General features: G+C 63.5%; 18 protein-coding genes and 1 pseudogene. 12 read left to right on the forward strand and 7 right to left on the reverse strand.

Annotated elements, in window-relative coordinates; all coding sequences use genetic code 11:
- Nucleotides 1-47 precede the first annotated feature (47 nt).
- Together NKH13_RS01945 and NKH13_RS01950 are read left to right on the forward strand one after the other, a co-directional pair.
- On the forward strand, nt 48-1124 hold the full coding sequence (locus NKH13_RS01945; RefSeq protein ID WP_352910214.1) for an LLM class flavin-dependent oxidoreductase: 1077 nt from the start codon (nt 48-50) through the stop codon (nt 1122-1124).
- Between the two features lie 3 nt (nt 1125-1127).
- Nucleotides 1128-1988 carry an NADPH-dependent oxidoreductase gene (locus tag NKH13_RS01950; protein ID WP_352910216.1) on the forward strand — a complete coding sequence of 287 codons (861 nt, stop codon included), beginning with the start codon at nt 1128-1130 and terminating at the stop codon, nt 1986-1988.
- Nucleotides 1989-2022: 34 nt separating this feature from the next.
- Here the strand turns inward: NKH13_RS01950 and gcvA are convergent, their stop codons facing one another.
- The gene (gene gcvA / locus NKH13_RS01955; protein WP_352910219.1) at nt 2023-3033 is read right to left on the reverse strand and encodes a transcriptional regulator GcvA; all 1011 of its coding nucleotides are present in this window, start codon (nt 3031-3033) and stop codon (nt 2023-2025) included.
- 348 nt (nt 3034-3381) lie between these two features.
- Here gcvA and NKH13_RS01960 point away from each other — a divergent pair, with 348 nt between their 5' ends.
- Complete coding sequence (locus NKH13_RS01960; RefSeq protein ID WP_352910221.1) at nt 3382-4977, forward strand: ABC transporter substrate-binding protein; 1596 nt, start codon at nt 3382-3384, stop codon at nt 4975-4977.
- A 94-nt stretch (nt 4978-5071) separates the two neighbouring features.
- Nucleotides 5072-6667, forward strand: coding sequence for an ABC transporter substrate-binding protein (locus NKH13_RS01965; RefSeq protein ID WP_352910224.1), 1596 nt, complete (start codon nt 5072-5074; stop codon nt 6665-6667).
- A 66-nt stretch (nt 6668-6733) separates the two neighbouring features.
- Here NKH13_RS01965 and NKH13_RS01970 read toward each other — a convergent pair whose 3' ends face one another.
- Nucleotides 6734-8218, reverse strand: a complete 1485-nt coding sequence (locus NKH13_RS01970) for an FAD/NAD(P)-binding protein (RefSeq protein WP_352910227.1) — start codon at nt 8216-8218, stop codon at nt 6734-6736.
- A 138-nt stretch (nt 8219-8356) separates the two neighbouring features.
- Here NKH13_RS01970 and NKH13_RS01975 point away from each other — a divergent pair, with 138 nt between their 5' ends.
- Both NKH13_RS01975 and NKH13_RS01980 read left to right on the forward strand, forming a co-directional pair.
- A complete protein-coding gene (locus NKH13_RS01975; protein WP_352910230.1) occupies nt 8357-9715 on the forward strand; it encodes an LLM class flavin-dependent oxidoreductase in 1359 nt (452 codons plus the stop codon).
- Nucleotides 9712-10759: pseudogene (locus tag NKH13_RS01980) on the forward strand (rhodanese-like domain-containing protein). Before NKH13_RS01975 ends, NKH13_RS01980 begins: the two are co-directional and overlap by 4 nt.
- A 34-nt stretch (nt 10760-10793) precedes the next feature.
- On the opposite strand, the gene NKH13_RS01985 reads toward NKH13_RS01980, so the two are convergent.
- The 5 genes from NKH13_RS01985 to NKH13_RS02005 form a co-directional block, all read right to left on the reverse strand.
- Complete coding sequence (locus NKH13_RS01985; RefSeq protein WP_352910232.1) at nt 10794-12053, reverse strand: FAD-dependent oxidoreductase; 1260 nt, start codon at nt 12051-12053, stop codon at nt 10794-10796.
- An 8-nt stretch (nt 12054-12061) separates the two neighbouring features.
- Complete coding sequence (locus NKH13_RS01990) at nt 12062-13282, reverse strand: acyl-CoA dehydrogenase family protein (RefSeq protein ID WP_352910234.1); 1221 nt, start codon at nt 13280-13282, stop codon at nt 12062-12064.
- Nucleotides 13283-13297: 15 nt separating this feature from the next.
- A complete protein-coding gene (locus tag NKH13_RS01995) occupies nt 13298-14335 on the reverse strand; it encodes an ABC transporter substrate-binding protein (protein ID WP_352910237.1) in 1038 nt (345 codons plus the stop codon).
- A gap of 9 nt (nt 14336-14344) precedes the next feature.
- Nucleotides 14345-15529, reverse strand: coding sequence for an LLM class flavin-dependent oxidoreductase (locus tag NKH13_RS02000; RefSeq protein WP_352910240.1), 1185 nt, complete (start codon nt 15527-15529; stop codon nt 14345-14347).
- A gap of 66 nt (nt 15530-15595) precedes the next feature.
- Entirely contained in the window at nt 15596-17206 is a 1611-nt protein-coding gene (locus NKH13_RS02005; protein WP_352910242.1) for an ABC transporter substrate-binding protein, read from the reverse strand.
- A gap of 315 nt (nt 17207-17521) precedes the next feature.
- On the opposite strand from NKH13_RS02005, the gene NKH13_RS02010 reads away from it, so the two are divergent.
- The 6 genes from NKH13_RS02010 to msuE all read left to right on the forward strand — a co-directional run bounded on the left by NKH13_RS02010 (nt 17522) and on the right by msuE (nt 23170).
- Nucleotides 17522-18508, forward strand: a complete 987-nt coding sequence (locus NKH13_RS02010; RefSeq protein ID WP_352910244.1) for an ABC transporter permease — start codon at nt 17522-17524, stop codon at nt 18506-18508.
- Entirely contained in the window at nt 18508-19506 is a 999-nt protein-coding gene (locus tag NKH13_RS02015) for an ABC transporter permease (RefSeq protein ID WP_352910246.1), read from the forward strand. The genes NKH13_RS02010 and NKH13_RS02015 overlap by 1 nt, the downstream gene beginning before the upstream one ends.
- 2 nt (nt 19507-19508) lie before the next feature.
- Nucleotides 19509-20504: an ABC transporter ATP-binding protein gene (locus NKH13_RS02020; protein WP_352910249.1), complete on the forward strand. Its 996-nt coding sequence runs from the start codon at nt 19509-19511 to the stop codon at nt 20502-20504.
- Complete coding sequence (locus tag NKH13_RS02025; RefSeq protein ID WP_352910251.1) at nt 20482-21429, forward strand: ABC transporter ATP-binding protein; 948 nt, start codon at nt 20482-20484, stop codon at nt 21427-21429. Before NKH13_RS02020 ends, NKH13_RS02025 begins: the two co-directional genes overlap by 23 nt.
- Before the next feature lie 20 nt (nt 21430-21449).
- Nucleotides 21450-22505, forward strand: coding sequence for an aldo/keto reductase (locus tag NKH13_RS02030; protein ID WP_352910254.1), 1056 nt, complete (start codon nt 21450-21452; stop codon nt 22503-22505).
- 74 nt (nt 22506-22579) lie between these two features.
- Entirely contained in the window at nt 22580-23170 is a 591-nt protein-coding gene (gene msuE, locus NKH13_RS02035) for an FMN reductase (protein ID WP_352910257.1), read from the forward strand.
- Nucleotides 23171-23206: the final 36 nt, after the last annotated feature.

The following is a 23206-nucleotide window of genomic DNA, read 5'->3' on the forward strand; positions in this document are numbered from 1 at the left end:
CGGTTCTGCCATTAACCTCCACGCCCGGCGAAAATACAGGCCCGACAATGAGCGCTGATCCCGAATTTGTTTGGTACATCCCCAACCATGTCGACCCCGGTCACCGCGGCGAGCCGGCCGTCGTGGACCACAACAGCCTGGAGACGCTGACCAGCCACGCTAAGGCGCTTGAGGACCACGGCTGGAAGGGCGCGCTGATCGGTACCGGCTGGGGTCGGCCCGACACGTTTACCGTCGCGGCCGCGCTCGCCGCGCGGACCAGCTCCTTCGAGCCGCTCATCGCGATCCGCCCAGGTTACTGGCGGCCGGCGCACTTCGCGTCCGCCGTAGCCACGCTCGACCAGCTGACCGCCGGTCGCGTGCGTATCAACATCGTGTCGGGCAAGGACAACCTCGCCGCGTATGGGGACAGCGAAGGCGACCAGAACCATCGCTATGCCCGCACCAGAGAGTTCATGAGGCTGGTTCGCAGACTTTGGACCGAAGAGAACGTGACCTTTGCAGGCGAGCACTTCCAGGTCACCGGGTCTACCGTCATGCCCCGCATCCACGTCCGTGGGAACCGCCGCCATCCCAAGCTCTATTTCGGCGGTGCGTCGGAGGCGGCCGAGCTTGTGTCGGCCAGCGAGGCGGATGTTCAGCTCTTCTGGGGAGAGCCGCTCGACGGCGTCCGAGAGCGGATCGAGCGGCTCAAAGCCTTGAGCACGGAACTTGACCGAGACCTCCCGCCTCTTGAATTCGGGTTGCGGGTCACCACGCTGGTCCGCGACACCACCGGGCAGGCCTGGGCGGACGCCGAGGCGAAGGTCGAGGAGATGGCCAAGGGCCAGGGCGCCGGCTGGAAGGATCACGGTCGGGCGGTAGCGGTGGGCCAGCAGCGTCTGCTCGACCTACATGCGCGCGGCGAGGTGCTGGACGACAATCTTTATACTGCGCCGGGCAAATATGGCGGCGGCGGCGCCGGCACCACCTGGCTGGTCGGCTCGGCCGCCGCCGTCGCCCGCTCGCTCGGCAAGTACCGGGATCTGGGCATCACACACTTCGTGCTCTCGGACACACCGTATCTTTCCGAGATCAAGCGGCAAGGCAACCAGTTGCTTCCGCTTTTGCGCAACGGGGCCTAGACGATGTCACAGCCGGCCGCCTTCAGCACCCGCCCTTCCGACGCCGACCTGCGTGGTGAAGCGGCGCTACGGCGGCGTTACCGGGCGCCGCAAAGCGCGCATACCGGAAACTGGAACAAAGCCCTCGAGGCGAATCTTTCGCATCGCTCGGTCCGCAACTATCTCGCCAAGCCGCTGCCTGACGGGACGCTGGAACTGATCGTCGCTGCCGCCCAGTCGGCGCCGACCTCGTCCAATCTCCAGGCGTGGAGTGTGGTCGCCGTCGAGGATCCGGAACGCAAGGCGCGGCTTGCCGGACTGGCGGCGATCAATCGCCATATTGAGCAGGCGCCGCTGCTGCTGGTCTGGCTGGCTGACCTGTCGCGGCTGCGCGCCATTGCCGATGCAAACGGCCGGGCGGGCGAGGGGCTCGACTATCAGGAGAGTTTTCTGCTGGCCGTGATCGACGCCGCACTTGCCGCACAGAATGCCGTGGTGGCGATCGATGCGCTGGAACTCGCCTCCTGCTACATCGGCGCCATGCGCAATCATCCGCAGGAGGTGGCGCATGAGCTTGGCTTGCCGCCGGAAACCGTGGCGGTGTTCGGTCTGACCGTCGGCTATCCCGATCTCCTGGCCGCGACTGATATCAAGCCCAGACTGCCACAGGCTGTGGTGCTGCATCGCGAGCGCTACCAATCAGCTCCGCATCCGGACGATCTCGCAGCCTACAACCAGACGCTTCGCACCTTCCAGCAGGAGCAGTCGATGCCCGTGGTCGACTGGACCGAGCTGATGTCGAACCGCATCGGCAGCACAGCGGCGCTGAAAGGCCGCGATCGCCTGGGCGATGCGCTCAAGGCGCTGGGCTTCAAGCTGAAATAGCCGAGACCTGCTTCTCTGCAAGACTAAGGCAGGACTATTCAGCGGCGATGATGGCGATGCGCGCCGGCAGCGCCGCCGGCGGTGTGAAGTCGAGCGCGCCAAGCCTCCGCGCCTCAGCCTTCAACCAGCCATGGAAGCGCTCGACGGTCGCGAGCTTCGCCTTGTGCGGCGTCGTCGCGAAATAATAGGAAAACTCGACCGGCTGCGGCGAGCCGAACGGGCTGACCAGACGCCCCGAGGCAAGGTCAGGCTCGGCCAGCCGGAATTTGCCGAGGCCGATGCCCTTGCCGGCAACAGCCGCGTCAAGCACCAGCGACGACTGGCTAAGCCGTATGCCACCTTCGACAAGGCGGCCGGACAGGCCGTTGGATCGCAGCCAGCCCTTCCAGTCCGGGCAGCTCGGATCGCGTTCCGGTCCCTCCTCATGCAGGATAGGCGCGTCACGCAGCCCCTCAGGTCCGCGATAGAGACCGTGCATGCGGGCAAATTCCGGGCTGCAGACGGGCAGCACCGCTTCCGAAAACAGCCGTTCGGTGACGAGGCCGCTATAGGAGCCTGAGCCGTAGCGGATGACACAGTCGATGTCTTCGCTGGCAAAATCGGCAAGCCTGGTCGATGCATCGACTAGCACTTCGAGGCCAGGCACCGCATCGCGTAGCGCATCAAGCCGCGGGATCAACCATTTGCTGGCGAAGGAAGGGGCGACCGACACCTTGATTGGCGCATCCTCCTCGTCGCCGGAAATGCGTGCGACCGATTCGACAACCACGTCGAAAGCCTCGGTGAGGCCCGGCATCAACGCCTGACCGGCCGAGGTCAACAGAAGCTCGCCGCGGTTGCGCTGGAACAGCGGTTGCCCCAGGTGATCCTCGAGCAGGCGGATCTGCTGGCCGATAGCGGCGGGCGTCACATGGAGTTCTTCGGCCGCCCGCGTAAAGCTCAGGTGACGGGCGGTTGCGACAAAAGCGCGAAGCGAGGTCAGCGGCGGAAGTCTCGCCAGCGTCGGTCGTAGCTTCCTTGTTTTCGCGCGAATGAGATCAACCATGAAGCGCATTCAACACGTTCGGACCGGGCGCGACGAGGGCGGCCTTTGCGCCAAAGCGCCCGGCGGAAAATTTCGTTTGCCGCAGCGTTGCCTCAGCGGGAACGGAAATCTAAGAAATCGCAATGTCTACTATTCTTGTAGAATAAGGTCGGGATGCTGATTTGGGCGGCGACCAGCCTCGCCGGGTCCCAAGCCGGGTCTTGGAATGAAACCGTCGTGCGAAGCGGCGCTTTCGGCAGACGATAGAAAATCATTCTTCCGGTTTTGCAGGCTGGCAGGGATCATTGCGTCGAGGCGCCGGAATGTGTTCGGCCGCCGGATGCAATCCGTTTTCCGGAGCCCAAGACCATGCCTGTCAATCGTCGTCATTTCAACCAACTGCTGTTGCTTGGCGGTGCGAGCTTCGCATTGCCCGGTCTTTCCTTTGCCGCCGAAGGCACGCCCGTTAAGGGCGGGACGCTCAACTGGGCCTACTATCCTGATCCGACATCGCTGATCGCCATCAACACCTCGTCGGGCACCGGTCAAGCGATCGGCCCCAAGGTCAATGAGGGCCTGCTGGATTTCGACTATGATCTCAACCCGAAACCGCTGCTGGCGACGGACTGGTCGATCAGCGATGACGGCCTGCGCTATACTTTCAAGCTGCGCGGGGGCGTCAAATGGCACGACGGCAAGGACTTCACCTCGCAGGACGTTGCCTTCACCATCTTTCGGCTGAAGGAGGCGCATCCGCGCGGTCGCATCACCTACCAGAACGTGACGGCGGTCGAGACGCCCGATCTGCACACCGCAATCATTGTGCTTTCAAAGCCGGCGCCCTATCTGGTCACAGCGCTGAGCAGCTCGGAATCGCCGATCGTGCCAAAGCATGTCTACGAAACGTTCAAGCCGGCGGAACAGCCCAAGCTGGAACAGACGATCGGCACCGGGCCGTTCCTTCTCAAGGAATGGGTGCCTGGCAGCCATCTGATCTTCGATCGTAACCCGGATTACTGGGATGCGCCCAGGCCCTATCTTGACCGCGTCGTCCTGCACGTCATCCTCGACCCGGCCGCACGCTCGGCGGCGCTTGAAACCGGCGAGATCGATATCGGCGCCAATCCCGTGCCGCTGGCCGACATCGAGCGGCTGAAGGCAAACCCTGCTCTGGTCGTCGACACCAACACCTACGCCTATTCCGGCCCGCAGCAGCAATTGTTCTTCAACTACGAGAACGAAATCCTAACCAAGCGCGACGTGCGCCTGGCCATCGCGCACGCGATCGACCTGCAGAAGCTGGTCGACATCGCGCTCTATGGCTATGCGCAGGTGTCGCCAAGCCCGGTCAGCACGGCACTGCCCAAATGGTACGACCCGAGCATCAAGGCGCGCGAGCCCGATCCCAAACTGGCGGAGAAATTGCTCGACGACGCCGGCTATCCGCGCGGCGCCGACGGCACGCGCTTCAAGCTCCGGCTTGCCTACAACGCGTTCCTGCCGGCGTCCTATGCCGATTTCATCAAGCAATCGCTGGCAGCGGTCGGCATCGACGCCGAGATCCTGAAGCTCGATCTGTCGACGTTCCTGAAGACCGTCTATACCGACCGTGCCTGGGACCTGGTCGTGGAATCGCTGTCGAACACCTTCGATCCGACACTCGGCGTCCAGCGCGCCTACTGGTCGAAGAATTTCAAGATCGGCCTCGTCTTCTCCAACGCTAGTCACTATGCGAACCCCGAGGTCGACGATATCCTCGAAGCGGCCGCCATAGAGCCCGACGAGACCAAGCGGCGCGAGCTCTGGTACAAATTCCAGCACATCATCCATGACGATGTGGTGTCGGTCGATCTGGTCGCCGCCGGCGCCCAGATCGTGGCCAACAAGAAGGTCCGGGATTTCGCGCCCGGCGCGCAAGGCATCAACAACAGCTTCGCGCAGATCTGGCTCGCGCCAACCGCCTAGGTGTTTGGACTCCCTTGGCTGGGATCGGTTGTGAAGACACCGATCCCGACTTCTCTTCCATGAAAGACAATCGCGCAAACGCGGAGTACCGACCATGACCATCAACCGACGCCTGTTCAATCAGTTCCTGCTGCTGGCCGGCGCGAGTACCGCGCTCCCCGCTGGAGCATTCGCCGAAGACGCAAAGCCGGTGGCCGGCGGCACGCTCAATTTCGTCTACTACCCCGAGCCCAACCAGATCGTTTCCATCAACACCAGCGCCGGCGGGCCGGCCACCATCGGTCCGAAGATTTTCGACGGCCTGCTTGCCTACGATTACGATCTCAATCCGCGGCCGCAACTGGCCACCGAATGGTCGATCAGCGACGACGGGCTCGAATATGTCTTCAAGCTGCGCCAGGGGGTGAAGTTCAGCGATGGCCATGATCTGACGTCCGAGGACGTGGCCTTTTCGATCTCGCGGCTGCGCGAAGCGCATCCGCGTGGGCGCATCACCTTCCAGAACGTCACCGACATCGACACGTCGGATCCGCATATTGTGAAGATCAAACTGTCGAAACCGTCCGCCGCCCTGATCTCGGGTCTGGCCGCGACGGAATCGCCTGTCGTGCCCAAACACATCTACGAGAAGCTGAAGCCGGCCGACGATCCGTCCTTCGAGCAGATCATCGGCAGTGGGCCGTTCGTGCTGAAGGAATGGGTAAAGGGCAGCCACATCCTCGTCGAAAAGAATCCGACCTATTGGGATGCACCGAAACCCTATCTCGACCGGATCATTTTCCGCTTCATCACCGATCCCGGTGCACGCGCCGCGGCGCTGGAGACGGGCGAGGTCGACATCGGGCCGAACCCGGTGGCATTCGCCGACCTGGAGCGGTTCAAGGCGCTGCCGCAGTTCGTCGTCGACAGCACCGTCTTCGCCTATAGCGGCCCGTTGCACCAGCTGATCATCAATCTCGAAAACCCGATCCTGAAGGAGAAGAAGGTCCGTCAGGCAATTGCGCATGCGATCGACCTCGACGCGGTGAACGCCATAGTCTTCTATGGCTACGGCCAGGTGTCGCCAACGCCGATCAGCGTCGTCAACAAGAAGTATTTCGATCCCGATGTGAAGGCCGCTACGTTCGATACGACGCTGTCGGAAAAACTGCTCGACGAAGCCGGCTTCAGGCGGGGAGCCGACGGCATCCGCTTCAAGCTCAGGCTCACCAACAATCCCTACAATCCGTGGGGCTATGCCGACTTCCTCAAGCAGGCATTGGCCAAGATCGGCATCGATGCCGAGATCCAGAAGTTCGACTTCGGCACCTATGTCAAAACCATCTACACCGACCGCACATGGGACCTGTCTACGGAGTCCTGCGGCAACATCTTCGATCCGAGCGCCGGCGCGCAGCGGCTCTACTGGTCGAAGAACATCAAGAAAGGGCTGCCGTTCTCAAACGGCGCGCACTACGAGAATCCCGAGGTCGACCGGCTGCTGGAAGCCGCTTCCGTGGAGCTCGACGAGGCCAAGCGCAAGGAATTGTTCTTCAGGTTCCAGGAGATCATCGCTGACGAGTTGCCGATCATCAATCTGATCGCGCCGCCGACCATCATCATCGCCCGCAAAACCGTCAAAAACTATGCGCCGGGGGCCGAAGGCCTGTCGGCAAATTTCGCTGACGCCTATATCGATCCGAACGCCTGAACTCAGCGGACATCAGCAAGAAAAGGGTCGCACCGAGGTGTGGCCCCCGCTTGTGAGGCTGTAATCTCAGGCTAGGGCACGCAGCCTTGGGCTGGCGCCGACCAGAAGGCCGGCAAGGGCGATGGCCTGCGCCAACTGTTCACTGATGGAGCTTGATTCCCAGGCGATGCCGCGCAGCGGATGGCCGATGGCGAAGAGATTGCCGTGGGTCCTGCCATCGCGGGAAATCACCTGGCCATCATGCGTGGCATCGATGCCGAAGCCGGTTGCATGCGGCCTGACGATGCCGTTTTCGAGCAGGCTGTGAACGAACGGATCCGCGATCCGCCGCCAGTCATGCTCCTGATGGCCGCGGCAGTTGACGACGCCGTCGAAACGCAGCCGTTCGACCACGCCGCTATCGCGCCAGCGGATCTCGGCGGAGATGCCGCCGGCCTCCGGATGGAGTGCCAGCACCCGTCCCGCTCCCCCTGTCCAGCGGCCTTGGTTTCGCGCCAGCGCCACACGCTCAAAACTTGGCGGTGCCGCACGGTGCGCGGTGACATCCCAGAACGCGCGCAGATGGCGTGCGAACTTCAAACGCTCCCTGTCGGTGGCGCCTCGCCACAGAGCCAGGATCCATGGCCGGATCGTCAGCGGCAGCCCTTGCCAGTCCAGCCCGGCGGCTTCGATGGCCCGGCGTTCGGCCTTGACCAGGGCAAGAAGCGTTCTGGCGGTTTTCGGTAGCGGACGACCGGCGAGGAAGTCGCGCCACGCTTCCGTGTTGCGTCGTGGCTCCACGAGCTGCCCCCGGCGCGACACGACGCGATAGCCGCCCTCGAAGCCGCGCGCTTCCATGCTGGCGACAACGTCGACCATGCTGAGACTGGAGCCGATCAGCAGCAATTGCTTGCCACTGGCAAGCCGGTCGAGCGCCGCCGCATCCCAGGGATTGGCGACATAGCGGGGATCGCTGACGATGGCTGCTTCGGTGGCGGATGGCTCGCTCTGGAACACCCCGGTTGCGAGCACGACCTCATCGGCCAGCAATTGCTGGCCATCGCTTGTGCCGACGCAAACTCCGGACGGACCTGTCAGCATGTCGATTGCCGATGCCTTGACGTGGCGCAGCGAGGAACGCCCGTCTGCTTCTCTGACGGCTCTCGTCAGTTCGGACTGGACATAGCTGCCGAACAGCCAGCGCGGCGGGCTGGAGTCCGGGACATCTTCGGGCGGTGTCCAGCCATGCTCCGGCCCATTCGCCACGAGCCAGCGAACGAGATGATCGGGGTCGTCCGGATGCAGCGAAAAGATGCGCGCCGCGCCGTTGACGAGATGTTGCGGATCGACGGTGCTGTAGGCGACGCCGCGACCAAGCTGGGCCCGGCGCTCGATGATGGTGATCGCCAGCGGCTCGGTCGAACGGTCGAGCAGCTTGATCGCGGTAACCGCGCCGGCAAAGCCGCCACCAACGATAATGATTGAGCGCGGGGAGGAGGGGTTATGAAGCATCAAAAACCTTTGCAACGCTGACGGTCGAAGGTTCGGATCCAGCGCGCCGTCACGGGCCATGGTGCTTTCCCGTAACCCGATGTCAAAAAACAATAATTGCCAGCGGGCGAAAGGCATTCTTTCGCTCAGTGGTGCGGGCAGGCGGTAGAGATAAAAAGCATTACGCGACCCGCCTGAGAAACGCTCTCGAGAACACAGATGACTGAAGATCGAAAGATAAGGCTTGGAGCCTTTGTCCGCGGACCCGGCCATCATGTCGCCGCCTGGCGCCATCCCGATGTGCCCACCAATCCGGGCCTCAGTTTTCAGCATTACGCGGATGCCGCGCGCACCGCCCAGCGCGGCCTCTTCGACATGGTGTTTCTTGCCGACAGCCTCAGCGCGCGCAATGGCGAGCAGCCGATCGAGACTTTCGAGCGCACCGGCCATGTCGTGCATTTCGAGCCGCTAACGCTGCTGTCGGCGCTCTCGACTATCACGCAGCGGATCGGCCTCGTCGCGACCGCTTCAACCACCTATTGGGAGCCTTTCCACCTGGCGCGGCTGTTCGCCTCGGTCGATCATCTGAGCGGCGGCAGAACAGGCTGGAACGTCGTCACCTCGGCCGATGCGCCGGCGGCGGCGAATTTCAGCCGCGACCAGCATCCCGTTCACGCCGACCGCTACGACCGCGCCGAGGAGTTCGTCGCCGTGGCGCAGAAGCTGTGGGACAGCTGGGACGACGACGCTTTCGTCGCCGACAAGGCTTCGGGGATCGCCATCGATCGGCACGCCATCCATGCTCCGAACCATGTCGGCCGGCATTTCCGCGTCAAAGGGCCGCTCAACGTCGCCCGCCCGCCGCAGGGCCATCCAGTTATTGTCCAGGCCGGCTCGTCGGATGCCGGCCAGCACTTGGCGGCGCGGACGGCGGAAGTGGTCTTCACTGCCCATCCGACCATCGAATCAGCGCGCGGTTTTTATGCCGAGCTGAAAGGCCGATTGGGGTCGTTTGGCCGTTCTGCCGAATCCCTGAAGATCCTGCCCGGTGTCTTTCCGGTCGTTGCGGCGACGCGTGCGGAAGCCGAGGACAAGTTCGACGCGATCCAGCGCCTGGTCGATCCGGTGGTCGGCGTGGCGCTGGTTTCGGGCTTGCTCGGCGGCGTTGATCTTTCGAACCATCCGCTCGACGGTCCCTTGCCGGAACTCGGTAGTTCCGATGCGGTGAAGAGCCGCCTGAAAGTCGTTTCCGAATTGGCCGCGAGCCGGAACCTGACCATCCGGCAATTGTATCTCGCCGTCGCCGGCGCGCGCGGTCATTATCAGATCGTCGGCACGCCAAAGGATGTCGCCGACATGATGGAAGAGTGGTTCACCAGCGGCGCGGCGGACGGCTTCAACGTCATGCCGCCGATCCTGCCGACCGGCCTCACCGATTTCGTCGATCTCGTCATCCCCGAGCTGCAACGGCGGCGCCTGTTCCGGACCACCTATGAGGGCAGGACGTTGCGCGAGAATCTCGGCCTTGCGCGCCCGATCCGCGGCGCCACCGAACATCAGGAGAGGAAAGCATCATGAGCGCGAACACGATCGATTCGAAAACGTTTCGCCAATGGCTGGCGGATGGCGAAGAACTGGCGGTGCTGGATATCAGAGACAGCGCGACTGTCGGATACGCGTCGCCGCTGTTCGCCACCAATCTTCCTGCCGCTCAGGTCGAAGCGGAGATCGACCGCTTCGTCCCGCGCAAGGCTGTGCGCACCGTGCTGGCCGATGACGGCAGCGGCATTGCCGAGCAACTTGCCGAACGGCTGGCCCAGCGCGGCCGCAACCAGCTTTTCGCACTTGCCGGTGGAATTCCGGAATGGACGAAGGACGGTGTGGAAGGCTTGCCGACCTTCGACACGCCCGGCGTCGATTTTTCGCTGGCAATCGGCGACGAGAGGGGGACGCCGGTCATCACCGTTGATGAACTAGCGGCACTCAAGGGCCAGGGCGCCGACGTGGTCGTCCTTGACAGCCGGACGGTCGCGGAGTTCGACAAGGACCATGTGCCGGGCGCCATCAGCGTGCCGGGCGCCGAACTGGTGCTGCGCTTCGCCGATGTGGTGCCGTCGCCGGAGACGAAGGTGATTGTCTCCTGTGCCGGCCTGCCGCGCGCCATCATCGGCGCGCAGACGTTGATCGATGCCGGCGTGCCCAACCGGGTCGCCTACCTGCACGACGGCACCAAGGCATGGCGCGAGGCCGGCCTTGCGCTCGAAACCGGCAGGACTTCTGCCTATGGTCCGGCCAGTGAGGACGCGAAGCGCTTCGCGTAGGAGCACATCGCAAAACTTGCCGAAAGCGACAGCTTCCCTCGCATCGATGCGGCGACCGCCGCAGCATGGGCCAGGGACGACAAGCGGACAACCTATCTGCTCGACGTGCGCACGCCGGAGGAATTCGCCACAGCCCATATTGCGGGCTCGATCGCGTCGGAGGGCGGGCAGTTGCTCGGCGTCGCCTATCGCACCATTGCCGTGCGCGGCGCCCGTGTCGTGCTGATCGACGAAGCGCGGCTTCGAGATCGCCATCCTCCTGCATGACTTCCAGTCGTCCAGTCTGGTGGAAGCGGCGTAGAGGCAGGAGAACTGGCGGGCGATTTTAGGGGCCGCTATTCGGCGGCTTCGTTTTGACGGCGGCGACCCGACAGGACATTCTTCTGCATCGCCGTCAGCGAAGACCGCACCGCTTTGGCGCCGTGCTCGAGCATCTTGGCCTCATAGTCCGACAGCGCCTCGAGAAGTGGCTTGCCGCCGCGCTTGGCGGCCATCAGTTCGGGCACCAGCAACCCGGCATCGTAGATCGCAGAGTTGCCGCCGAGCGCGCGGAAATAGGTCATGGCGTGGATGGCATCGCCCAGCAGCGTCACCTGTTTCGTCGGCCATGGCTCGACAGGCTCCGAGCTATGGACGTGAAGCATGGCGACCGTGGACGGATCGGTGTAGCGGATGAGGTTGAGGAGTTCCGGATGCCAGTGACCGATCTTCGACATCAAAAGGTCGAGCAGTTCCGATCCGGAAAGTTTTGCCAGCGCGTCATCCGTGGCGAGCTCATCTTTCTCATAGGCGGTGTTCCACCAGACATAGCTGGTGGTGTTGTTGAAATGGAAACCGGCAATGTCCTTGTGGGTGTCGTCGTCCAGCCCGATCAGCCCATATCTGTGATAGGCCTCGACATTGACCCGGTGGCTGGTGACCATCAGTCCGTGACCTTCTGTCGGCCTGACGCCGGCATTGTAGTCGAGCAGCAGCGGCGAGATCTGGTGAAGCGCTGCCGCATGAAGCGTCATCTTGCCGGCCAGGCGCCGGACGCCGGTGTCGAAACTCCGCGCATGCGGCACCAACTGCTGGCGCACGCGCGAACGGGCGCCGTCGGCGCCGACCAGCACATCGGCATGGATTGAAGAGCCGTCCTCGAAATGCGCTGTTACCGAGCCGTCCGGCTGTTCCTCATAGCGTGAAAAGACCTTGCCGTAGTGCACGACGTCGTCGAGGCCGGACAGCAGCACTTGGCGCAGGGTGATGCGGCTCACCGATTTTTCGATATGGGTGTCGTCGGCCTCGCCGAGTGCGTTGCCGCCCCAGGCGTCCTCGCCCAACGTCTCGAAATTCTCGTTAAGCAGGATGTTGCGATCCGGCGCCTGGCCGAGCGTGGCAACAAAAGCCTCGTAGGGGTCCGTCGGCAAATTGGCGATCAGCGAATCGATGCCGCGCTGGCGGATGCGCAGCCGGAAACCCTGGACATAATCGGCGCGGGCGCGATCTTTCTCGAAGACCGCGACATTGATGCCGTTCTTCTTCAGGCCTTGCGCCAGTGTCAGGCCACCGGGGCCTCCGCCGATGATGGCGACTTCGACACGGTCAGATATCATGAGGCCGCTCACCCGACCGCCTTGAGCCTGGGTTTGACAGCGGCAATAGCCGGCGGCTCGGCCGCGTGCCGAGCAGCGTGGCGGCTGAGCGCCGCCTTGGCGGCGATCGTGCGGATCATATGGTTCTGCGGCGCGTGGGAGCGGGCTGTCAGCGTATCGCGATGATGACGCTCGAGCTGGAAATCGCGGTTGAGGCCGGGATTGCCGGCAAGCTCCAGCGCCAGCGAGGTGACAGCGACGGCATTGTCGATGACGACATGCCTGACGGTCATGCCGTCGGTGCCCACAGGCCGGCCGGCGTCGACGTCTTCGGCCAGCGAGCGCAGCAGCCGCGTGCTGGTCGCAAGCCTGACCTCGATCTCGCCCAGCCCTTGCTGGATGTGCGGAACGGTCGAGAGCGGCGCGCCGAGGCTCGCTGGCGCATGCGCGGTCACGAAGGAGACCAGCCGGTCACGGGCAGCGCGGGCGGCACCGTGATAGACGGCGCCGATCAGTGAAAAGAAGAACGCCGTCGAACCTTCTTCACGTCTCAGCGGCTCGGACGCCGGTTGTGCCTCGGTGATATCCTCGGCAGGCACCGCGACGTTGTCGAGAACGATATCGTCGCTGGCGGTGGCCCGCATACCGGCCGCATTCCATGTCTTTTCAACACGCAATCCCTGTGCATTGGTGGGCACCAGGAACGAGGCGAGGCGCGGTTGCGGTTCGTCGGTCAGTGCCAGCAGGTTCACCCATTTCAGAATGGGAATGCCGGTGACGTAGTTCTTGTGGCCGGATATCCGCCAGACATTGCCATCCCGCCGGGCAATGGTCTCAGGCGGCTTGCCATGGGCCGGCGAGCCGATCCGCGGCTCGGCCTGCGCGGCGTTGATCAGGGCAGGGCCGAGACGGCCGGCTTCGACAATCCGCGGAACCAGATGGCGCGGCCATTTTCCGGATTTCCGCATCGCGTACTGGCTGTTGTAGTGCATGGCCAGCACCAGCGCCGTCGATGGCTCGCCACGGCCGATCTCAGCGATCACCGCCTGGGCTTCCGTCAGCCCGCCACTGAGGCCGCCATGCTCGCGCGCCGTCACCAGGCCAAGCAGTCCGGCCTGGTGAAGCCGGTCGAAATTGGCGAAGGGGAATTCCCCGGTCGCGTCGTGATGTGCGGCGGTCAGCGCGAAGTCGTCTGCAAGGCTTGCTACCGTGTCGAGGAGTTGCGGAAACTCGGGGATCGTCGAGGTCATGAAGCTGGCGTCCTTTCAGGCGGCGGCGCGAATGTTCACCTGATCGAGCGGCCGGCGATCGACCCAGGCCTCGACATCGAAATCGCTGGCGAGAAAACCCCAGTCGCGCAGGAAATTCTTGTAGTGGGAAACCGTCGTGACGAGCTCGGGCTGCAGTCCGAGGCCGAGATGCTTGTGGACATCCGGGCCGTTGGCGGCCAGCACCTGCTCCTCGGTGGCGCCGGATTCGCGGGCGACGAAGCGCCGCGTCTCGTCCGGATGCGCCTCGGCCCAGGCGCCGGCGCGCAGGATCGTCTCGATCAGCCGTGCGACCAGATCGGGGCGCTCTTCGGCCAGCAAATCGTCGACGGTCAGCACCCGCGGCGAGCCGGAATTGATGCGGATGTTCGGGTCCGGATGGAAGCCGAATTCGGCGACCTGGATGGCGCCGATCAGATTGGCGACGTTGATGCCGGCGGTGCCTTTGACATAGATGGCGTCAACCTCGCCACGGATTAGCGCGGCGGCTTCCTCACCATAGGCCTGCTTGCGCTTGAGGCCGAACAGCGACGGTCCTTCCTGGCTGTCGAGCACGCTGTCAGCCAGCGCGATGTCGACGATCTCGACATCAGCATGGCTGAGTCCTTCGAGCGAGAGCGCCGAGACCAGGCCCTTCAGTGCCGTCGCCCGCATGAAGTCGACAATGCCTTCGGGACGCCGGGCTATGCCGAAGCGGCGCCCCTTCAAGTCTCTGGTCGTTTTGATGCCGGAGCCGGGCAAGGCGATAATCGCCTGGAACTCGTCGGTCCAGGTGATGCCGACGAGCCGCGTCTTGCGCCCTTCGGAGCGGGCACGGATCGGCGGCACGTTGCCGCCGTGGCGGAACGACCAGTCGAGCGTGTGGTTGAAATGGCTCTGACGGATGTCGCGGCTGGGCGAATCGATGATCGACTTCAGTTCGATCCCTTCCTTGCGAAAAGTTTCGTCGAGAAGCCCGAGCTGTGCTGCGAGGCCGACAGGCGTCGGCACCGGGCAGCGCGTGTACCAGATTTCGGAGATCGCATTCGTGGTCATGATTGCTCCTCAGGCGTTGCGCAGGCCGGCCTGCTTCATCAGCGGCAGAATGTTCTCGCCGAAGAATTCGAGGTCGGGCTTGAAGTCGAAGAAGGACAGCTGCAGGCCGTCGATGCCGGCGTACTTCAACTTGACGAACTGGTCGACGATCTGTTCGGGCGTGCCTATGAGGTAGATGTTGCCGCCGACCTTGGCGTAAGGGTCGTCACGGCCTTCGCGGCCTTTCCAGGCCTGGGCGTCGCTGTTGAAGGTCTGGAACCCTTTCGGCGTGCGGCTATCGGCATGGGCGACGATCTGGTCGGCAACCGCCCAGGCCTCCTTCTCCGTGGGACGGCTGATGACCAGCGGATTGAGCAGCGTGCGCACCTTGCGGCCGACACCAAGGGCTGCGTCCTTCACCTTCTTCGTATGCGCCGGCAGCGCCTCCAGCGCGCTGGCGATATCGGAGCCGGCCGGGCTGGTGACGAAGACGATGTCGGAATAGCGGCCGGCAAAGGAAATGCCGGCGTCGGAGCCGGTGGCGTTGACCAGGATCGGCCTGCCGTAATTCGGCTTCGGCGTGACGAAGCCGCCATTGAGCTTCCAGCTCGATTCTCCCGAGAAGGAGAAATTCTCGTCGTCCTGCCACAGCCGCTGCAGCACTTCGACGAATTCTGCGGCGAGTTCGTAGCGGCGGTCGTGCTCGATGCGGTTCCAGCCGAACATTTCGTGTTCGACGGCGCGATGGCCGGTGACCACATTGATGCCCCAGCGGCCGCCGGAGATATGGTCGAGCGTGGCGCCGAATTTTGCCAGATGCAGCGGATGCCAGGGGCCGTAGAGAACATGCATGGTCGAAATCAGCATGATCTTCTTGGTGATCGCGGCCATGGCTGCCACGGAGACAAAACTGTCCAGCGCCTGGCCGTTGAAAACCCCGCCATAGCCACCCTTGGGTAGCCATTGGCTGAGCGCAAAGACGAGATCGAAGCCAAGCTCTTCGGCCTTCAGCGTCAGGTCGCGATTGTAGTCGAAGCGCCAGTCGGTCGAGCGCGGCAAGGTGGAGTTGGTCCAGCCGCCGGCCTGGATCGGCAGGAACAGCCCGAGCAGCACCGGCTGTTGAAGCGCTTTCGACAGCGGGCTGTCCGGATAGTCGGTCGGCGCCTTGAAGAAGGGCGTGCCGACGATAAAACCAGGCTTGTGGGCGAGTGTCATGGCGAACTTTCTCGGGTGGAGCAAGGGAACCCGTGCGCGAAAGGACCGCGCACACGGTTCAGCGGATCAGGCAACGATATGGGCTGTTGCGAGGGAGCCGGCATTGCCCTCGGCGCCCACCGTGTGGTCGGCGATGCGCTTATTGTAGAGGGTGATTTCCGGCTGGCTGACGATGCCGATGTCGGGCAGGTCCTCGACGAGGATATGCTGGATCGCGGCCCACTGCTCGAAGCGCTTTTCGTGGTCGACTTCGACGGCGGCCGCTTCAAGAAGTTCATCGACCTTGGGGTTGCTGTATTTCGAGCCGTTGGAGAACGGTACGCCCGGCTTGAAATTCTTCGACCAGTAGAGGCGCTGCACGCCGACCGTCGGGTCGAACAAATTGCTCATGCCGTTGAAGGTGAAGTCGAAGTCGCGGTCGGTGTAGATGCGCTTGGTGTAGGTGGCGAAATCCTGGCTGCGTACCGTGACTTCGACACCGACTGCGGCCAGTGCCTGCTTGATGTAGTCGGCACCGCGCTTGTAGGTCTCGCCGCTCGGGACATAATCGTGGACAAGCTTGAGCCGCGTGCCGTCGGCGCCGCGCGGCAAGCCTGCTCCGTCGAGCAGTTTCTCGGCGGCGGCAGTGTCGACTGGGTAGGTCTTCAGGTCGGGTACGAACCACTTCTTCAGATTGGGGTTGATCGGACCGGGAATGGTCGCGCCATAGCCATAGTTGATCGTCTCGCGAATGACGTTGCGATCGATGACATGGGCGAAGGCGCGGCGGACGCGAACATCCTGGAAATAGGGTTTCTCCAGGTTGAACTCGACCCGGCTGATGCCATTGGAATACTGATAGCCCTGCTTCTCGAAGCCGATATGCGGCAGTGTTTCGAAACGCTGCAAATCGCTGTATGGGATCGGTGTTGCCGGCGCCAGATCGATCTCGCCGGTCTCCAGCGCCAGGGCGCGCGCCGAAGCGTCGGGGATGAAACGCACGATCAGCCGGTCGAGATAGGGGCGCGGCGCATCCCAATAGTCAGGGTTGCGTTCGTAGACGATGTGGCTGCCACGAACCCATTCTTTGAAGACGAACGGGCCAGTGCCGACAGGCGCGACGTTGACCGGATTTTCGGCTGCCTTTGTGCCGTCATAGAGGTGCTTCGGCACGATCGGTGTTTCGGCTGCGGCCAGCGCCGTGATCAGGTAAGGCGCCGGCTTCGACAGAACCAGCGTCACGGTCAGCGGATCCGGTGTCTGGATGTCGACAAGACTGAGGAAGGTGTTGCGGCCGCGTGGGTGAACCTCTTTGATCGTGGCGATCGAATAGGCGACGTCGGCGGCGGTAAACGGATTGCCGTCATGCCACTTCACGCCTTCGCGCAGCTTGAACGTGTATTGCAGCCCATCGTCGCTGACCGACCATTGCCTGGCGAGCGACGGGCGCGGCGTGAGATCGAAATCATAGGTCAGCAAGCCCTCTGTGGTCTTTGCCGAGACGTAGACCGAATTGAATGCCGTGTGGGCGATCGTCGTCAGCACCGGCGGCTCAGCCGAGAGCACCAGTGTCGCCGTTCCACCCTGTTTCGGCTCGGCGGCGTAGGCGCTGCGCGATGCAGGCAACAAGGTCGCTCCGAGCGCGGCTGCCGAGATGCCGAGGAACCTGCGGCGGTTCGGAATGAGGAAATGAGACATCGCGCCCTGGTCCTTTTTTGCTGCCGGCATCGGTCGGCCGGTCGTCGGCAGTCGAGTGAAAAATCCATCGTTCCAAGAGCGGGCCCATTTGCGAAAAGATTTGGCCGACCTGCCCCCAAGCGTAAGATTTCATACTTCAAACTGCTAATTTTGTAGCATGAAATAAAATTCTATTCTGCAAAATTGCCATTTACGGAACAAAGTTTCTTAAAACAGGTTTGACAATGTCTATAAATCTTGTCAACTAAAAAGCACGGACCTTTCCGGGAAAACAGCAAACCCACATCGTCAGTCACAGCCGGGATAGCGAAAACGATGTCGACCCTGACGCGCATTGGCAGAACGTTTCGACGCACCGCGATCCAGGCGGTGCCGACGGTTCTGGGCATCGTCATCCTGAATTTCTTTCTGCTGCAGCTCGCGCCCGGCGATGCGGCCGACGTCATGGCCGGCGAGGCTGGTTCGGCCACGGTGGAGACCATGGCGGCACTGCGCCAGCGCTTTGGGCTCGACAATCCGCTGCTCGTCCAGCTGTTCAACTATCTCTACAATCTGGCGCATTTCAGCCTCGGCTTTTCGCCGCGCTACGGCATGCCGGTCGCCGACCTGATCGGTCAGCGGCTGCCAGGGACGCTGCTGCTGATGGCGGTGGCGCTGACCATCGCCATTGCGCTCGGCCTGGTCCTCGGCGCGCTGATGGCGGTGTTTTCCGGGCGCCTGCCGGATCGTCTGCTGTCGGTCGTTTCGCTGCTGTTTTATTCCATTCCCGGCTTTTGGATCGGGCTGATGCTGATCGTGCTGTTCTCGGTCAAGCTCGGCTGGCTGCCAAGCGGCGGTTCGGGAACCATCGGCAGCAACCTGACCGGCCTTGCCAGCCTCTGGGACAAGGCGCGCTACATGATCCTGCCGGCGCTGTCGCTTGCGCTGTTCTACGTGGCGATCTATGCGCGGCTGACCCGGGCGGCGATGCTGGAAGTCCAGTCGCAGGACTATGTGCGCACCGCCGCCGCCAAGGGCCTGTCGCCGACCGTCATCACCATCCGGCATGTCCTGCGCAACGCGCTGATCCCGATCACCACCATGGCCGGCATGCATGTTGGCGGCATGCTCGGCGGCGCCGTGGTTGTCGAGACCGTCTATTCCTGGCCCGGCCTCGGGCGTCTCGCCTTCGAGGCGGTCATGGGCCGCGATTTCACTGTCCTGCTTGGTATCCTCTTGCTGTCGTCGCTGCTGGTCATCGTCGCCAACGCGACCGTCGACGTTCTGCACGCCTGGCTCGACCCCCGCATCGGAGTACGCTGATGGCTTCCACCGATTTTGCCGCCGGCGACACCCGCTCGCGCCGCGCCTATGCCGACGCCCGCGAGCCTGCGGCACCGGCTGAACCCGAAGCGAAGAGCTGGAGCAATCTTCACGCGCCCGACGCGCGCTCCGCCTCGGCGGCATCGGTGCCGATTGCCGCCGGTGGCCGGGCGCTGAAGGTTTTCCTGCGCAATCCCAACGCCATGTTCGGCGTGGTGTTCCTGTCGCTGGTCGTGCTGGCCGCCTTGCTGGCGCCCGTTCTCTATCCCGCCGATCCGCTGTCGATGGTGGCGCGGCCCTTCCTGTGGCCGGGGCAGAATCCGGCTTTCCCGCTGGGCACCGATTCCATGGGCCGCGACGTGCTTTCGGGCATTCTGCATGGCGCGCGGATTTCGCTGTTCGTCGGCCTGGTGGCGACAGCGCTTGGGCTGAGCTTCGGCATCCTTGTCGGCGCCACCGCCGGCTATTTCGGCGGCTGGATCGACGACCTGCTGGTGCGCCTGATCGAGATATTCCAGACCATACCGAGCTTCGTGCTGCTGGTCGTCATGGTGGCCATCGCGCAGCCCACCGCGCTTGTCGTAACCGTGGCGATCGCCGTCATCACCTGGCCGACGGTGGCGCGGCTGACCCGCGCCGAATTTCGGGCCATCCGCGAGAAGGATTTCGTCATGGCTGCCCGCAGCCTCGGCTACGGCCATGCCCGCATCATCTTCCGCGAGATCCTGCCCAATGCGCTGCCGCCTTTGATCGTGATCTCGTCGGTGATGGTGGCGACCGCGATCCTGATGGAATCGGCGCTGTCCTTCATGGGCCTCGGCGATCCCAATGTCGTCAGCTGGGGCTCGATGATTGGAGCGGGCAGGGAACTGATCCGCACCGCCTGGTATCTGACAGCACTGCCGGGACTGGCGATCGTCTTTACCGTGCTGGCGCTGAACCTGATCGGCGACGGCCTCAACGACGCGCTCAATCCGCGCTTCTCGCAGGAGCGCTAGAGATGGCTGCCTTGCTAAGGGTCGACAATCTGACGGTTCGCTTTCCAACCACCGAGCCGGTCAGCCAGCTGAGCTTCGAGGTCGGCGAAGGCGAGACGCTGGCGATCGTCGGTGAATCGGGCTCCGGCAAGTCGCTGACGGCACTTGCCCTGATGCAGCTTCTGCCGCGCTCGGCGAAGATCCCCAATGGCAGGATCGAATTCGCTGGCAGGGATTTGCTCAGCCTCGACCAGAAGGCGATGCGCAATTTGCGCGGGCGCGAGATCGCCATGATCTTCCAGGAGCCGATGACTTCGCTCAACCCGGTGCTGACCATCGGCCGGCAGATCACCGAGGTACTGACGCTGCACGAAGGCATACGCGGCAAGGCCGTGCGAGCGCGGGCGATCGAACTGCTCTCGCTGGTGCGCATTCCCGATCCGCAGCGGCGCATCGACGATTATCCCCACCAGCTTTCCGGCGGCATGCGCCAGCGCGTCATGATTGCCATCGCGGTTGCCTGCCGGCCGCGCCTGCTGATTGCCGACGAACCGACGACGGCACTGGACGTCACCATCCAGGCACAGGTGCTCGACCTGCTCGATACGCTGCGCCGCGAACTCTCGATGGCCGTCGTGCTCATCACCCACGATCTCGGCGTCGTCGCGCAATGGGCCGACAAGGTCGTCGTCATGTATGCCGGCCGCAAGGTCGAACAGGCGCTACCCGGTGCATTGTTCAGAACACCGCTTCATCCCTATACGCGCGGCCTGCTGGCGGCGTCGCCGCGGCTGAAGACCAATCTCCACTATCGCGACGCCAGGCTGACGGAGATTCCCGGCAGCATCGTCTCGGCCGCCGGAGAGAAGGGCTGTCCGTTCCGGCCGCGCTGCTCGGTGGCGCGCGACAGCTGCGCCCATTTCGTGCCCGATCTCGTCGAAGTCAGCGAAGATCGGCTCGTCGCGTGTCCCTACAGCTTCATTCCGGAGGTTGCGCATGGCGCTGCTCTCGGTCTCTGACCTTTTCACGCATTTCCAGGCCCAAGGCGGCGCACTGCGCGCCGTCGATGGCGTTTCCCTGGAGGTCGGGCGCGGCGAGACGGTTGGCCTCGTCGGTGAAAGCGGCTGCGGAAAATCGACGCTCGGCAAGACCATCATGCGGCTGGTCGATCCGACCGGCGGCAGAATAGAATTCAACGGCACCGACATCACCGTGCTCGACGCTCGCCGGCTGAAGGCGGCGCGCCGCAACATCCAGATGATTTTCCAGGACCCGTTCGCCTCGCTCAATCCACGTCATACGATCGGCGACATTTTGACGGCGCCGCTGAAGGTCCATGGCATCGGCAACAAGGCCGAGCGACGCAAAATCGTCGAGGACATCATCGAGCGTGTCGGCCTGCCGAAGGATTCGCTTGGCCGCTACCCGCATGAATTTTCCGGCGGTCAGCGCCAGCGCATCGGCATCGCCCGGGCGCTGATCCTCAACCCGGAACTGGTCGTTTGCGATGAGCCGGTGTCGGCGCTCGACCTTTCGATCCAGGCGCAGATCCTCAACCTGCTGGTCGACATGAAACGGCAGCTCGGCCTGTCCTACCTGTTCATCTCGCATGACCTGTCGGTGGTCCGCTATTTTGCCGACCGGGTGCTGGTCATGTATCTCGGCCGCATTGTCGAAAGCGCCGACAACGCGACGCTGTGGACCTCGCCCAAGCACCCCTACACGCGCGCGCTGATGGACGCCGTGCCGGACCCGGCGCGCCGCCGTCAGGCAGCACCAATCCATGGTGATCTGCCGAGCCCGCAGAACATCCCGAACGGCTGCCGCTTTCACACGCGCTGCCCGCTGGCGACCGATCTGTGCCGTTCGCAGGAACCGGCATTCCGGGCGATCGCGCGGGGACACCACGTCGCCTGCCACTACGCCGAACCAACCCTCAACTGAAACTTCAACGGAGCAGAAAAATGTCCGACTACCGCTATCTCGGCCGCAGCGCCCTGAAGGTTTCGCCGCTCAGCCTCGGCACGATGATGTTCGGCGGGCCGACCGAGGAAACGATCGCCCACCGCATCATCGACAAGGCGCGCGAGCAAGGCATTAATTTCATCGACACCGCCGACGTCTACCACAATGGCAAGTCCGAGGAAGTCGTCGGCCGCGGCATAAAGGCGACGCGCGATCACTGGGTCGTGGCGACCAAATTCGTCAACTCGCATGACAAGGGTCCCAATCTCGGCGGCCATTCACGCAAGTGGGTGATCCAGACCGTCGAGAACAGCCTGCGGCGCCTTGGAACGGACTATATCGACCTGTTCTACTTCCACCGCGCCGTCTTCGACGCGCCGCTGGAGGAGCCGGTGCGGGCCATCGCCGACCTGATCCGCCAGGGCAAGCTGCGCTATTTCGGCGTGTCCAATTTCCGCGGCTGGCGTATCGCGGAAGTCGCGCATCTGGCCGATGAACTCGGTATCGACCGGCCGGTGGCCAGCCAGCCGCTCTACAACATCGTCAACCGCACCGCCGAGGCCGAGCAGCTGCCGGCAGCCGCCTATTTTGGTCTTGGCGTCGTCTCCTACAGCCCGCTGGCGCGCGGCGTGCTTACCGGGAAATACGAGCCGAACCAGGCACCCGGGGCCGATACTCGGGCCGGTCGTGGCGACAAGCGCATCGCCGAGACCGAGTGGCGCCCCGAATCGATCGAGATCGCCAGGCAGATTGCGGCTCATGCAAAATCACGCGGCGTCTCCGCCGCCGATTTCGCGCTGGCCTGGGTGCTGAATAACCGTCTGATCACGGCGGCGATCGCCGGCCCGCGCACCGAGGAACAGTGGGACAGCTACGCCAAGGCGCTGGACTTCAAGCTGAGCGCCGAGGACGAGGCCTTTGTCGACCGCCTCGTCACCGCAGGCCATGCGTCAACGCATGGGTTCAATGATCCGAGCCATCCGGTCGAAGGCCGAGTGCCGCGCTCGGAGCCGGCCGCGCCGATCCCGCTGACGCGGCCTCTGCGCGCCGCCTGATAAGTCGCCGACGACATGGCGGGGCCGGCGGCCCCGCCCGACTTTCCAACCGCTTCGGACAGATGAGAGAGCCCATGAATTTCCATGTCGAACGGCTGCGCCAGAACATCGTCGTGCTGTCGGGCAACACCCACAGGCCGTCGAAGTCACGGACGCTGGCGCATCATCTGGGTGAGGCGCTGCGCGAAAGATTGTCTGTCACGGTAAATTTTCTCGATCTTGTCGATGCCGGCCGCGGTCTGGGCGCAGCATTTACGCGGCAGGAGTTGACTCCGGAGGCGCTGAATGTGGTAGACGCGGTCGAACAGGCCGACGCGCTGATCGTTACGACGCCGGTCTATAACGGCTCCTATGCCGGTCTGTTCAAGCATCTGTTCGACCTTATCGATCCGCTGGCGCTCGTCGACCGGCCGGTTCTGATCGGCGCGACGGGTGGTGGCCAGCGCCATGCGTTGGTGGTCGAACACCAGCTCCGCCCGCTCTTCGGCTTCTACTCGGCACTGACCGTGCCAAGCGCCGTGTACGGCAGCGACAGCGATTTTTCCGATGGCAAGCTTGTGGATCCGCTGGTCCTGGCGCGCGCCGGACAGGCCGTGGACCAATTCGTCGCCCTACTTTCAGCGCGGCAGCCAACGAGCCAACCGGTCCGGGCGGCTTCGGGCTGACGGATAAAGTGCCAAGGCAAGTGCCTGATAGGCCAT

This window comes from Mesorhizobium sp. M1348 (genome assembly GCF_040317925.1).
Lineage (GTDB): Bacteria > Pseudomonadota > Alphaproteobacteria > Rhizobiales > Rhizobiaceae > Mesorhizobium.